Here is a 13994-nt window from a genome sequence, read left to right as displayed (position 1 = left end):
AATTAAGCATTATTTTATCAGTATCAAGACATTCTCTAAGAACTTTACCGAATAATATCCAAAAAGTAAGGATAACGCCGAGTATTCTCCGCAAATATCACGATGTCATTTATAACTTCCGATACATAAAATTGTAATAATCAAGAAATCTTATAGAAAACTTCATGAAAGTTTTTATTGCCAATCAAAGATTTTACTTGTAGTGCTTTTAGCCAAACAACTATCAATAGTTTTTACTAACATAAATCAAATGAAAAAATCAATCTTCACTACTACATTGTTTTTTTGCTCTATGTTGATTGTGAGTTGTAGCGACTCAGGCAATAGTGCTTCTCAACAGAATAAAGTTAATCCAGCAAATACTGCAAAAGCTACGCAAGTTAATTCTGAATCTATTTCTGCAAATCAAGTAAAACTAGATAACAGCAAAAAAACTATTAAGTCAGCATCATCTGAAAAAACATCTCCTAAAAACAATCAATCCAAGGAAATTAAAAACAATAATCCAATTTCTGGTACTATCAAAGATATGCAAAACGGAGACTTAAAATGCTACGTTACTGTTGTCGATGAAAAGGGCAAAGTATATGAAGGTGTCGGTGCAGTCTTTGAGGTTTGCGAACCAGAGAAATACGTCAACAAAAAAGTAAAAATGTCTTATTCTCTAGAGAACGTCAGTGATTGCCAAAGTTCTGAGCCTTGCGGGAAAACAATCAAAGAATGGTTGATTAGCAAAATAGAAATTCAAAAGCAATAATTACAATATGCTTTTTAAAATTATCTAAATCAAGTGGATGATGGGGATAGTTGACCAGTTGGGCATATCTTCGGTAAGCTAACTGTAACTTTAGTTCCTTGCCCCACTTCACTTGACAAAGTAATATTGCCACTATGTAACTCGACACAAGCTTTAGCGATCGCTAGCCCTAAGCCTGTACCAGGAATTGTGTCAACGTTACTTCCACGACTGAAGGATTGAAACAAATTTTCTTGATCTGCCATCGGGATGCCAATTCCCCAATCTTTGATGTAAAAAATTGCTTCTGATTCTTTGCCGATCAGGTGGAATTCTACACTACCTCCTTCTGGAGAGTACTTAATTGCATTAGACATTAAGTTAATAAAAATTTGTTGCAAAAGTCCGCGATCGCCCCAAAATCCATGATGATTACCAGTAATTTTAAAAATCAATTCGTGGCGATCGCCTACTGTTTCTCGCTCTTGTTCTAAAAGATCAGAAAAAAATTGTAGTAAATCGACTGAGATTGGTTGAAACTTGGGTTTTTCCAGTTCCAGTTGGTTAACCAGAAGCATATTATCCACAAGTTTGGACATATACCTGGCTTTCTGTTCAATGATTCCCAAGAATCGCTCTTGTTTAGACTCATCTAGTTGCTGGCTATGTTTTACCAAAGTTGATGCCGCAGCCAGAATCGAAGTTAAGGGCGTTCGATACTCATGCGAAACCGTTGTAATTATTTGGGATTTAAATACATTGAGTTGCTTTTCTTTGGCAAGGGCTGCTTGAGTTTGGGCTAACAATTCCGCCTGTTGAATAGCGATGGCTAATTGTACTGATACTTCATTGAGCATTTCTGCATCATCAGTTTGCCAGTGTCGCTCCCCGGAATTATGGTGAGCAATCAATAAACCCCAAAGCTTGGGGGTTGGGTTCCCATTGTTGCTTAGATTAATCGGAACTACCAGATTTGCCTTAGTATTAAATTGCTCTTTTAGGCTGACACAATTACACAAGCCAAGCTCATAGATATAAGGGATTGCGGATTCGGAATTGGGCACAAGAGGCAGAGAGGCACAGGGGCGGAGGGGCACAGGAGAAAAACCTACTGCAACTTCTTCCCTGCTCCTCTGCTCCTCTGCTCCTCTGTCACTGAGTTTAGCCTGAGCGGCGTCGAAGGGCGTAGTCGTTGGCGCAGCCTCTCGTAGAGAAGTGCTGCTCCCCTGCTCCCCAGTCCCAGCGCCAACGCGATCGCACAATGCTACAGTGCGGTATGACTCAACTGATGAGGCGACTATCTTACCATCTGTATCTGGGTAAAACTGATACACCATCACGCGATCGCACTTCAAAAGTTGCTGTACCTCAGCTACAGCCGTATTCAAAATTTGCTCTAGATTAAGAGACTGGCGAATTCGTAAAGCAGTTGTGGCAATTAGGCGTTGTCTCTCTTGAGTTTTGAGCAGTTGGGCTTGCAAGCACGACTGCTTGATGGCGTTGCGGACTGCTAGTTGCAGCACATCCTGTGTTAGATGGTGCTTGACTAAATAATCCAAAGCACCCCGCTTCATTACCTGTACAGCGATTTCTTCATCACCGCGCCCTGTTAACATAATCACGGGGACAGAAGTCTTAAATATCTCCTGCTGGATGCGATCGAAAAGTTCTAACCCACTCATATCAGGTAGGCAAAAATCCAGCAAAATGACATCGCAGCGTACTTTTTGGCACAAAGCAAGTCCTTCTTCTGCGCAATCTGCCTCCAAAATCTGGTAGGACTGGTGCGGATCTTTCAAAAGATATCGACGATAGATTTTCCGATCTGCGGCACAATCATCGATGATAAGTAGCGTCCGTATGTCCAACATAAGGTTATGACGATCAGGGAGCCATATAGATCCCTTTTATCCAGATTGTGTTTTCTTGCATAATTCTAAAAATAATATAAAATAAGTGTAAATAAAATCTAAATTCTTTAGTAATCCTAAAGAAACACCAAATAGTCAAAAACAGGAAAATGGGGAAAAGAAATCTAACAGAGACCAACAGACACAGTGACTCAAAGAGGAAAATGTCTTTGTGTCCTCTGAGCCATCTCTTTTATGATCGTTTTTCCCCGACTGCTACATCAACAAAAAATAAACAACTTAATCCAACACAGGCGGTGTATTGGCTTCAAGCCAGTAGTCTACAAATGCCTGAATCGTCTTTTTTAGTTCCAGAGCATCCATCGGTTTTACCAGATATCCATTGGCGCCCTTCTGGTAGCACAATTCAATATCCTTGGGGTTAGATGATGTGGTAAAAACAACGATGGGGATTCCCTTGAAAGTCTTGTCTTGCTTGAGCCGATCTAAAATGTCACGCCCATCAATACCTGGCAAATTGAGATCGAGCAAGATTACAGAGGGTCGTAATACTACTTTTGGGTTAGGTAGGTCTTCGCCTTTAGTGTAGGCATCGTTCCCCAGTTGATAGAGAAACTCTAAAACCTCATCTCCATTAGTACAACGGTGTATGGGATTCTGGACGGACATACGCCGCATCAGACGTTGCAGCATCCGAAAATCTTCATTGCTGTCCTCAACAACGAGCAGCGGTTCATGAAGTTTTTTTGTCATTCGTGGTCTTAAAAGAGCTTAACAAAAATACATATTTAGTCATTATCTTAAACTATTCCAACGTAAAATAGAACATCGAGCCAACACCTACGGTAGATTCAACCCAAATTTGACCGTTATGAAGCTCAACAATCTTCTTAACAATAGCTAGTCCCGCACCTGCTCCTCCACCGTACTTTTCCTGAGAATGGAGCCGCTTAAATAATCTAAAGATAGTTTCTAGATGATGCTGTGGAATTCCAATACCGTTATCTCGGATATAAAATATTGGGCATGGGACATGGGGCATGGGGCATTGGGTATGAGTTACTCCCCTGCTCCCCTGCTCCCCTGCTCCCCTGCCCCTCTGCTCCCCTGCCCCTCTGCTCCCCTGCCCCTCTACCTCTTCTTGAGAAAAGTAGCCAATCTCAACCCATTGCTCTGCTTTATCGTTATATTTGAACGCATTACCAAGCAGATTACTGAAGACTTCATTAACCAGCACTCGATCGCACAAAACTGTTGGTAAAGGGCGAGGAATGCGGATATCCACAAGCCCAGAGTCTTGGCGACTAGCACGAAAAACGTCAATTACTTGATTGAGCAATTCGTTGAGGTCAGTTGCTTGCAAACGCAGTTGTGCTTGTCCTAACTGCGATAACCGCAGCAGAGCATTAATCAGAGTTTCCATGCGTACAGACAAGGATACTACTGTTTGCAAGCACTCAATTCCCTCATCATCTAATACTTGGGCATAGTCTTCTAACAGCACTGTTGAGAAGTTATAAATGCCTCGCAAAGGTTCCTTGAGGTCGTGGGAAGCGGCGTAGGCAAAGGATGCTAGTTCTTGGTTGCTGCGCTCTAACTCCAGGTTGATTTTAGCTAATTCATCCGCTTTCGAGAGTACAATACCAACGATCGCATTATTCAGAGCGATCGCACTGTCAAGTTCACAAGGTTTCCAAGGTAGAGAAGTTAATCTAACCGTTTCTTGCCATTGTTCAAAAGATTTTCGGGGAGACAGGGTATAGCTACCATCTGGCTGTGCTTGCATGGATTCCTGTGGATTTCCTGCCCAGTGTACCGTTTGGATAACTTCCGGGCGAAACCAAAGGATGTAATAGCGCCGAATTTTAGAAATCCGCAGTAGCAACAAGCCACTAGCAGTATCTTTAAATATCAGCGCCTCTTGGTAAACCTTCGGCAGGGAATCAGTAGAAAATAGGTTATCACTAACTTGGGTATCTGCCCATTCAATGAGTGCCTGAACTTCATTAATATTCGGTGTTGCTCCCACAAGGGTAATTTCATTATCCAGACAAACTGCTGCTCCTGAAGCACTAACAAGATCGAGCAAGCGGATTTCCGGTTTAATTAGGGCATCGATAAAATTGTCTGCTTGGGAAATAGATTCTAGAAACTCAGACTGTAACGATTTGAGTTTTACTTTATAATCCCATTCCGAGTAACTGATTTTGCGTGCTAACTCTGAAGACGCAATCTGTGCCAAAAATTCGCACATCTTGCGGACTTCGTAAGAAATATACTTTGGTGTTTGATGGTGGCAGGATATTAATCCCCAAAGCTTTTGTTCTTGAATAATTGAAATCACCAAAAGAGCCTTCACTCCCATATTTTGATGATACTCAGTACAACACCAATCAAAACTCCGTAGCAGACAGTAGCTTAAGTCAAGATGCTGATGTGTTGTCGGATTTTCCGTTGGAACTAGTTTGACAGGTTCGGCAGTCAAATCGGGGAGAAATCTGAGAAAGCAACGCGTGTATAACTCCCTAGCCTGTGCTGGAATATCTGTAGCTGGATAGTGGAGTCCTAAATAAGGTGATAAATCTTCTCGTTTAACTTCTGCAACAACAGAACCCGCTTCTGATTCGTCAAATTGATAGACCATCACCCGATCGAAACCGATGATTTTTTGGACTTCTTCAGCCACTAAATGCAAAAATTCTACCAGATTCGATATGCTTTGCATTTTAGCGATCGCTTCACTCGCAAAACTATGAAAGTTTAAGAAACTCACCTCAAATTCCGAGTCAGTTGGTTCTAGCTCCAGAATCACAGCTTCTTCTGTACGATGAGCGATCGCATCAAAGTATATTTCTCCATACAAAGTATTTATTAATACTTTCAACGCATTAGCGCTGCCAACCTTTTTTACTAAGCACTGCTTGACAATTTCCACTGTCTGAGGTTCAAGTAAATAGCTCAAAGGTTTACCGAGCAAATCTTCTGGAGCTTTGCACAAATACACTTGGGTATTATTGCTAACTTGCAGTATCTCTAGCTGATTACTGAGTGCCAGGAGAATGCCATGAGGTTGAATAGAGCCAGGTATGTGAATAGGTTTGCGATCGTGGTTAGTCAGGGCAGTAGCTTGGGCTGTAGTATATTCCGGCTGGCTCATAACTGAACTTATGTAAAGCTGGTTTTTACAATAGCGTAATTAAATGTCATATTTCTTTAAATTATATGCTGAGAAGTTGTGAGTGCGATCGCATATCATCTGCGCCTATTACGGTTTTACAGTAATAGGCGCAGCTCTTTGTGAAAGTTTTCACTAGCAAGCAATAACAAAAACTGTTATTATAATGTCTATTCTTGTTATAAAGAGATAGATATATGAATATTTCCCTTACTCCTGAGTTGGAAGCCTTCGTCCAAATGCAGGTTGAGTCCGGCTTGTACCATTCTCAAAGCGAGGTGATTCGGGAGGGGTTGCGTCTTTTGAAACGCTTTAACGACCATTCCGAGGAATATAAATTGTGGCTCAATGAGCAAATTGCTATCGGTCTTTCGGAGCTTGATAATGCACAAGGTCTTCCCAAAGAAGGTGCGCGAGACCGCATCCGCAACAAGGCACAACAATTGATCAAAAAATCTTTGTGACGAACCCAAAACTTTATATTCTCTCCCCGCAAGCAGAAAACGACCTCGCGAGAATTTATGCCTATATTGCGCGAGATAATTCTGATGCTGCCGAACAGGTGCTAGATAAGCTACTTTGTGCCTGTGAATTACTGACAGACAACCCCAGAATCGGACAGTACCGTTACGACCTGACTCCGCTTCCCGTCCGTTTCTGGTTGGTGCAGCCCCGATATTTCCTGATATACAGAGGTGAAAACCCCGTTGAAATCGTGCGTGTACTGGCAGCAAACATGGATATTGCGCGGGAACTGGCCGGAGAATAATTAGAAGATGGTTTTCGGTACGTTATGGAAGCCTTACAGCGGTTCCCACTCAAATACGTCTGTACAAATCAAATAAAAATCATTACATGCAGCAATGCAACACCAATATCCAACATCCAAAATCCGAAGCTGACTATGGTGTTGGGAACTTTTTTTTACGAGTTTGCCTCCTTTTATATCCAATAATTGTGCTAATTCGGTTGTATTCAATGACTTGACGAGACTCAAACCAAGAGACTTACTAGAAATGCTTTGAGTGTAAGCAGCGTTCAGATATGGTGTGTATTGCGGCTTGCCTGCAATGTATGTTTGGAAAAAAGGTAAACTTAAAACATTCATGTAATGACGTGCTTGAGAAGCATCGCCAATCATATCAGCAGGTAATGCTACTTGTTGATTTGCAGGGTTTGCATTGCCAATGGTGGAAAAGTGTGTACCACCAACAAGCATGACGAGATACTTTTGGGAATTTGCCAACCAGGAGAAAGGTAAAATTTGCTCGGATAAAGCTGGTGCAACTGTATCATCACTACTGCTGACAATCATCACTGGAGTTTTAATTTGACTTAAGCCAGCTTTGCCGAAAATCGAACTAGTAATGGGATTAACTGCGATCGCAGCTTTTACTCTCTCATCCCGCAGGTTATAATCTTTACCAGACTTACTAATGCTCAATTCTAAAGCGCGACACTGGAGCAGTAAAGACATATTCCAGGTATTTTGTAGTGCTGCTGGTTGACAGTCTTGTTTTAGCTGCTCAAAGTTGATTTTAGCGCCTGCTAGGGCCAAAGCTGTGTAGCCTCCCAAAGATTGGCCAAATACTCCGACTTGTTGCAGATTTAAGCGACCTTTAAATCGTAAATCAGATTGATTACCTTTTTGCAATTGATTCAGTATATATGTTATGTCCATTGGTCGGTCTTGAAATTCACTTGGTTCTGCTACTTCAATGGCGCGTCCATTTAGCAGAGAACGCAATTGTTTCGCATCACTACCAGGGTGATTGGGAACAACGACAGCAAATCCGTAAGAAGCTAGATGAGTGGCTAAATATTGAAAGTTACTGCTGTCTAAACCCAAGCCGTGAGAAATGACAATTATCGGTGCAGTCTTCTGGACATTGGGGATGTAAACATCAGTCAATAAAAGCCGATTGCGGGTTGAGTCGAAAAACTTCAGGATGTATTTTTGCGACTTAAATTTTCCCGGAACCTTTAAATCGGGCAATTGTGAGAAATTTGGTTGAGAAATGCTCTCAGCTTCTATTTTAGACTTTTCGGAAACAGCTGCGATCGCACTATGGGTTTGATTAACAAGTTTCTCCAATTCCGTAGCTATTTCCAAAGTCTCTGCGACATCAAGGTGAATGCTACTTTTGGGATATTTACGCAACACATTCAAAAGTGTCAAGCCTCCCGATTCAGCAGAGGCTAAAATTAGCGCCGAACGCAAATTACCAAATCCTGGTTGACTGCTTTTAATGACTTGTGCCAACCGACGCAGTAAAAATTCTCCTTGTGGTGTGTAGAGAAGTTGCGAAACTACTACTGGACTAACTTTCACACGATTAAGCAAAATCCGCCGCAATTCTTGAAGCTGTTCTAGAGGCAGATATTGCTGATAGGCTGCTAAGTCTTCGTTAATTACACCTGTTTTGGCGTAGTTCTCTAAAGTTTTGACTGAAATGGAAAGCTCCAAAGCTGAATAAGATGCATAAATCCGCTCTGCTGCCAAGACAGAATTACTAATTCCAAATGTTGGCAGCACCATTGAAAGAACCAGCAATAAAGAATTTTTTCTGAGGGTGCTAGCCCAATTACCAAACAAACTATTCATCGCTCAACTATTTCGGTGGTCTGGTTTTATCAGGTGTTGGCTTTGGTAGTTATTCGGGCGCCCTGCTTGGTTTACTTAAAGTTACTAGCCTCAATTTTATCAAAACAGAATTTAGGAGTCAGTAGTTATAATTCACGATGAATTAATGTATGACTTGCAAATGTAGCTTGCTCAAAATAATGGGTATAAATGGGTTTAAAATTTCCACCAAATCTGAGATTTAGTAGTCAAATAAAGTAGTGATTCCCAATTACCTAGTAATTTATTCTGACTCCTGAATTCTGATTTTTGAATTCTTTTCCAATGATATTTCGGCTATAAAGTCAACAATCAAATCCTACAAAGTCACGCAGATTGCTACAGTATCCATCTGACTTCAGTAGTTTGCCTTCACTATTAAATCATAACAAATAAAAAATAGTCTGCCTCAGTATTTATGTTGTAGCTTTGAATATTGCACAAAATCACTAGCTGAAAAAGCCAGTAAAAATCCTGAAAAACATTGCAATTAATTAGCTTTTCCCAAAGCGATCGCTACTGAACCTGTAACTACTAAACCCGCTCCAAATATTGCTATGAGGGTGAAGTGTTCTGGTGGTATCCAATCAGGTGCAATCACTGATACAACCGTGACTGCTATTAATGTCACAATGGGAGCTAAAGCTATTACTGCACTTACTCGTGATGCTTCCCAATGTTGTAATGATTCAGAAAAAGCACCGTAAGCGATTAAAGTATTCAAGGCACAAAAAACCAACATTCCCAAATGGAAACTATCAAGTATAAAAAGTGATTTAACTTTAGCTAGAGGAGTGAATAATAAAGCACAGCCTCCATAAATAATCAACATGATGCTGCTGGAAGATAAAGATTGTAATAACTGCTTTTGTGCCAAAGCATAAATAGCCCAAGCCATTGCTCCTAGCGCAATTAAAACACTACCTAGTATATATGTGCCATGTGCTGTAATTAAATTCGTTAGTTGTTCGCGAAAAAATAAAAGATAACCACAAATCATCACACTAACGCCAATCCATTGAGATAGCCGATAACGTTCTTTAAAAATTACTAACCCGCCAAAACCTAATAAAAGGCTAGATAATTGAATGAGAACTTCAGCGTTAGCAGGCGATGTTAATGCTAAACCTTGGGTAAATGAAAAGTAATTAATCCCTAAAAATATTGTTGCGATCGCTAATAATTTTCCAGAAGCAGAGCGCAATTGTTCTAGTTTTGGTAATTTGCCGCGTATCCCTAAATACACAGCAAGCAATACAAATGATACTAAAAAACGAAACCAAATAACGGTATAGACATCAAGTACTTGTAGAATTACTGCAAGGGCAATAGGTAAAATTCCCCATAACAAGACTGTCAATAGTGATAATGTTAGCCCTAAGCGCCACCGACCAGAACTTTGATGTAGTAACATTAAAATATCCAAAAAGTAGGACTGATAAGTAAGTTATATCTAATTTAAATATCTAAACATTTTATCAAACTATTATCGATAAAATATATTTAATAGTTTAGTTAATGCAAATTCAATATAGAATAACGAATTTATCAAATTCAATTTACGATTCGTAGCCCGAAGAGGGTATTTTTTCTGTTCACATAAAATTCGTAATTTGTGTGTTCACTTTACATGAATCTTAAATTTAAAACTGCCTTGTAAATGTATACTTTATCTCGGTGTTACTTTATAATACAACTATGGGGATTATACCCATAATCAGCTTAGTAATCTTTACGACTGCCTTATCAAGTTACTTATTGCTGACCTCAAGAGGTCGATTTTTGCTCAAATCTTTGGTGACAAAAATAAAGCGGCAAGAGTGGAAATTTAGATATGGCAAACCTAATTACTTGAGATCGAAATTTTCAAGAACTACAACAATTGCTGCCATTATTCTGGCAGCAGTAATAGCTGGAAATACTGTATCAGCAAAGGTTACAGGGCCACCTCCAGTTTCGCTCAAGAGTGTATCGGTTCCAGAACCTGACAATCTTGGAGACTTCGTAAAAGACAAAACAGCTGCAATCAAGTTAGGAAAGACTCTTTTTTGGGATATGCAGGTTGGGAGCGATGGAAAGACCTCCTGTGCTAGTTGTCACTTCCATGCTGGAGCCGACAATAGATCCAAAAATCAGATTGCTCCTGGGCTTTTGCGGGTCAACGCCAATGGTACAGAGAATCCAGATTCAGTTTTCAATGTCGGCGGACTACCAAACTATCAACTCAAACCAGAAGATTTTCCTTTCCACAAGCTGTCAAACCCAAACGATCCTAAGACCGTTATATCTGACCGTAACGATATCAGTTCTTCTCAGGGGATCTTCTATACGAAGTTTGTGGATGTCACACCTGGAAATGCAGAAGACAAAGTTACAACCGAGCCAGATTCGGTGTTTAACGTAAAAGGTATCAATGTGCGGCGCGTCGAGCCGCGTAACACGCCAACCGTGATTAATGCCGCATTCAACTTCCGCAACTTTTGGGATGGAAGGGCACAAGACATCTTTAATGGAGTGAATCCCTTCGGTTTAAGAGATCCTAACGCCGCTGTCGTCAAGGCTATAAACCCAATTCGTGTAGAATTTGTAAAAGTCAGCTTAAAGAACTCGTCTTTGGCATCTCAAGCTGTCAGGCCGCCACTCAGTTCCTTTGAGTCATCCGCAGATGGTCGCACTTTTGAAGAAATTGGTGATAAGTTCGGGGGGGTTAATCAATTCGGGAAAATTGACATAACACCTCTGAGGATTGATAAGGGTAAAAAGCTCCCCCGAAAACTTGCGAAAAAGTTATTAGCTCTGAGACCGCTAGGTAAGCAGATTGTGCATCCACAAGACAGCGTTTTAGGTAAAGATAGTAGATCACCTCAACCTGGACTTAAAGATAAAACCTACACTCAGATGATTCAAGAGGCTTTCAAGCCGGAGTGGTGGAATTCTAATCGACTCATCCAAGTTGACTCTGACGGTAAACGGACTATTATCAAGAGGCCCGATCGCTCTTTGAAGACTAATGAGTACACATTGCTAGAGTACAACTTTTCGCTATTCTTTGGGCTGGCAGTTCAGTTGTACGAGTCTACACTCATTTCCTATGATACGCCCTACGATCGCTACTTGGAAGGAAACACCAACGCCTTAACCGCGCAGCAGCAACGAGGCAAAGGACTGTTTGAGGGCAAAGCTCTGTGTATTGCTTGCCACAGTGGATTAGAATTAACAGCTGCTTCAGTCAGCAACGTGGCTAAAGAGGGACGAATCAAACGTGCGCCGTTCGGCCTCAAATTCCCTGAAGACACTGGTTTCTTCAATATCGGTGTCAGACCTGCCACAGAAGACCCCAGTTTGGGTGGTTATGACGGTTTGCAGAATAATGGTCAACCTAATCCGCTTTCAGAAGCACGATTGGCTCAGTTGGGTAAATTTAAGAATCTCCTGGGCGAAAATCCCCCAACCCTTAATCCACCGTTGAATTCCAGTGAACCTGTGTTTGCAAATGGAGCTTTCAAAGCACCTGGACTTCGCAATGTGGAACTAACTGCTCCCTACTTCCACAATGGAGGTCAGGCGACTCTAGAGCAAGTGATTGATTTTTACAATCGTGGTGGTGATTATGGACTACTTCCACCGCTAAAGCTCTCACCAGTAGAAAAACAGGAATTGGTCGCCTTTTTAAAAGCGCTGACTGATGACCGAGTTCGGTTTGATAAAGCGCCCTTTGACCATCCACAATTGTTTATCCCTAATGGACATGTGGGTAACACTAATTACGTTGTCAATGACGGCACTGGTAAAGCTAAAGATGACACAGTGGAAATTCCTGCTGTTGGTAGGAGTGGTAATAGTGGTACACCAAATTTCCTCAGTTAATCTCATTTCACGACGAAATACCTGAATACAGATAGATATGTAGGGATGTACAAATGTACGTCCCTATTTTTGCGATTTGGTGCAATTGCCAAGTTCGTAGTGAGGGCTAAAGCCCTCAAACCAAGGACTTTAGTCCTTACTACAAACTTATTCACCAAAAACTTGGGTCTGAAGCCCCGTCCTTTGAGGACGGCTTTTTATCATCGGTGACAGGACTTTAAATGAGTAATGAGTAATGAGTAAAGAGTGGATGAGAAATGGGTATTTACTCCAATACCTCTGCCAATTTACGAGGGTTCAACGCCAGTGGAAACGGGATGAATACGTCCTAAAGAAGTAAGCTTGGCAAAAATCTGGGTTAATAAAATAGGCTCAGGGATTTCGGGAAGCATTTTTAACATTTCACGAACATATCGAAAACCACGATGGTAAGCCTTAAGGTCAATAATGCCAGAACCGGGATTGAGTTGCTGGAAATCAGCGAGAAGATGGTGGGATAAATTGACCATAAAAAATGCTAAATTAGAAGCATTAGTCACGGCAGTTTGGCTCAGGTTCATAAAATCTTCCAATCCCCAAAACTGCTTGGCATCCCTAAAATTAAACTCGATTTGGAAACGGAGTTTGTAATAGTCGATAATTTTTTCAAATGACAGAGTTAGGTCGCTAGAAAAAATAATTACATGGCTGCAAGCATTAGTTTTAAGATTGGTTTTGACCAAAATCACTACATTGAGAGCTTGGGCAAATTCTTTGTGAATAAGAGTGGCTTGATAAATATCAGTTTGAATATCATCCTCAATAGCACTTTTACATAAGTATTTGTCAGGTATATTACGATAGTCTAGCTTATCACCGTATTTACGACGAGAGCGCTTACTGGAGTCAGGATTTTCATAAGGGAAGTATAATGCTGAATCATGGCGCAATTTGGAAATTATCTGCAAGTTGACAAGACGTGCCATCTGCAAAGCATTGTTGTTACCAAAATGACCATCTACTACCAAGTAGGTGAGGGAAATAGAGTTAGCTAATAACTTGAATAGTGAACCAATCATTTTCTGAATTAGTATTAATTCAGATGTTAATATCACTTCCTTTTTATTTTTGTTTTTACTTCCTTTTGGTCGTCCACGCCCACGCTTTTCTTTTTTGTTTGGTTTTTCGATTGTCGAGGTACTTTTTGTTTGAGTATCTTTCTTTATTACCTGTTCTATCTGAATCGGAAACGAGTGCCTCTGTTCAACACTCACTAATGATAATACAAAGAAAGATAATCCTGATATCGGTTTATTGGCTAGGCTAGAAAAGAATCTATCTAATCCATAAGTCTTTTTACCCGATTTACTGACTACAACTTCATCTCCTGCAAGCAAATATACCTCATTCGCACGGAACAAATGCTTGCGGAAAAATAGCCAAAACAATGTAGCCCAAGGTATTACTGTATGAAAAAACCGCAACATCGTCCGATAACTACCACCAATGCCTGCCCAACGGGAAATTCCCAACATCGTGACTCGTCCGCTCATCGCTAACATAGCCAGGATTATCTGGTTCAATTGCCGCATCGTCGTAGCGTTTATCTGCGGTAGCAAGCATTGTAGCAGTGATAAGATATCGGACATGGGCTGATTGTAGTTTTTGAGTTGTCGTTGTGAGAGACAATAACTCTACTACATCGGCCCTCTCTCCTCATCCTCTTATTTTGGCTAAGGTATT

Annotated in this window: 10 protein-coding genes; 4 read left to right on the top strand and 6 right to left on the bottom strand. The window is 40.8% G+C overall.

Annotated features, from left to right (window positions below; translation table 11 throughout):
- The first annotated feature begins 250 nt into the window (after nt 1-250).
- Nucleotides 251-757 (top strand): hypothetical protein, encoded by a 507-nt coding sequence (locus QUD05_RS02720; RefSeq protein WP_289794749.1) that lies wholly within the window; start codon nt 251-253, stop codon nt 755-757.
- A 29-nt stretch (nt 758-786) separates the two neighbouring features.
- On the opposite strand, the gene QUD05_RS02715 is transcribed toward QUD05_RS02720, so the two are convergent.
- The 3 genes from QUD05_RS02715 to QUD05_RS02705 all read right to left on the bottom strand — a co-directional run bounded on the left by QUD05_RS02715 (nt 787) and on the right by QUD05_RS02705 (nt 5764).
- Nucleotides 787-2607, bottom strand: a complete 1821-nt coding sequence (locus QUD05_RS02715; protein WP_289794748.1) for a hybrid sensor histidine kinase/response regulator — start codon at nt 2605-2607, stop codon at nt 787-789.
- Between the two features lie 279 nt (nt 2608-2886).
- On the bottom strand, nt 2887-3360 hold the full coding sequence (locus QUD05_RS02710; protein WP_289794747.1) for a response regulator: 474 nt from the start codon (nt 3358-3360) through the stop codon (nt 2887-2889).
- 52 nt (nt 3361-3412) lie between these two features.
- Nucleotides 3413-5764, bottom strand: coding sequence for an ATP-binding protein (locus QUD05_RS02705; RefSeq protein WP_289794746.1), 2352 nt, complete (start codon nt 5762-5764; stop codon nt 3413-3415).
- Nucleotides 5765-5979: 215 nt separating this feature from the next.
- Here QUD05_RS02705 and QUD05_RS02700 point away from each other — a divergent pair, with 215 nt between their 5' ends.
- Both QUD05_RS02700 and QUD05_RS02695 read left to right on the top strand, forming a co-directional pair.
- Nucleotides 5980-6246, top strand: coding sequence for a type II toxin-antitoxin system ParD family antitoxin (locus QUD05_RS02700; protein ID WP_289794745.1), 267 nt, complete (start codon nt 5980-5982; stop codon nt 6244-6246).
- Nucleotides 6243-6551 carry a type II toxin-antitoxin system RelE/ParE family toxin gene (locus QUD05_RS02695; RefSeq protein ID WP_289794744.1) on the top strand — a complete coding sequence of 103 codons (309 nt, stop codon included), beginning with the start codon at nt 6243-6245 and terminating at the stop codon, nt 6549-6551. The genes QUD05_RS02700 and QUD05_RS02695 overlap by 4 nt, the downstream gene beginning before the upstream one ends.
- 33 nt (nt 6552-6584) lie before the next feature.
- Here QUD05_RS02695 and QUD05_RS02690 read toward each other — a convergent pair whose 3' ends face one another.
- Both QUD05_RS02690 and QUD05_RS02685 read right to left on the bottom strand, forming a co-directional pair.
- On the bottom strand, nt 6585-8387 hold the full coding sequence (locus tag QUD05_RS02690) for an alpha/beta hydrolase (protein WP_289794743.1): 1803 nt from the start codon (nt 8385-8387) through the stop codon (nt 6585-6587).
- A 508-nt stretch (nt 8388-8895) separates the two neighbouring features.
- The gene (locus tag QUD05_RS02685) at nt 8896-9819 is read right to left on the bottom strand and encodes a DMT family transporter (RefSeq protein ID WP_289794742.1); all 924 of its coding nucleotides are present in this window, start codon (nt 9817-9819) and stop codon (nt 8896-8898) included.
- 284 nt (nt 9820-10103) lie between these two features.
- Between QUD05_RS02685 and QUD05_RS02680 the strand changes: the two genes are divergently transcribed.
- Nucleotides 10104-12272 carry a cytochrome-c peroxidase gene (locus QUD05_RS02680; protein WP_289794741.1) on the top strand — a complete coding sequence of 723 codons (2169 nt, stop codon included), beginning with the start codon at nt 10104-10106 and terminating at the stop codon, nt 12270-12272.
- A 287-nt stretch (nt 12273-12559) separates the two neighbouring features.
- On the opposite strand, the gene QUD05_RS02675 is transcribed toward QUD05_RS02680, so the two are convergent.
- On the bottom strand, nt 12560-13900 hold the full coding sequence (locus QUD05_RS02675; RefSeq protein WP_289794346.1) for a transposase: 1341 nt from the start codon (nt 13898-13900) through the stop codon (nt 12560-12562).
- Between the last annotated feature and the right edge of the window lie 94 nt (nt 13901-13994).

Source organism: Nostoc sp. GT001, from assembly GCF_030382115.1.
Lineage (GTDB): Bacteria > Cyanobacteriota > Cyanobacteriia > Cyanobacteriales > Nostocaceae > Nostoc.
The sequence above is the reverse complement of the archived record's forward strand: the minus strand, read 5'-3'. Positions and strand labels throughout refer to the sequence as shown.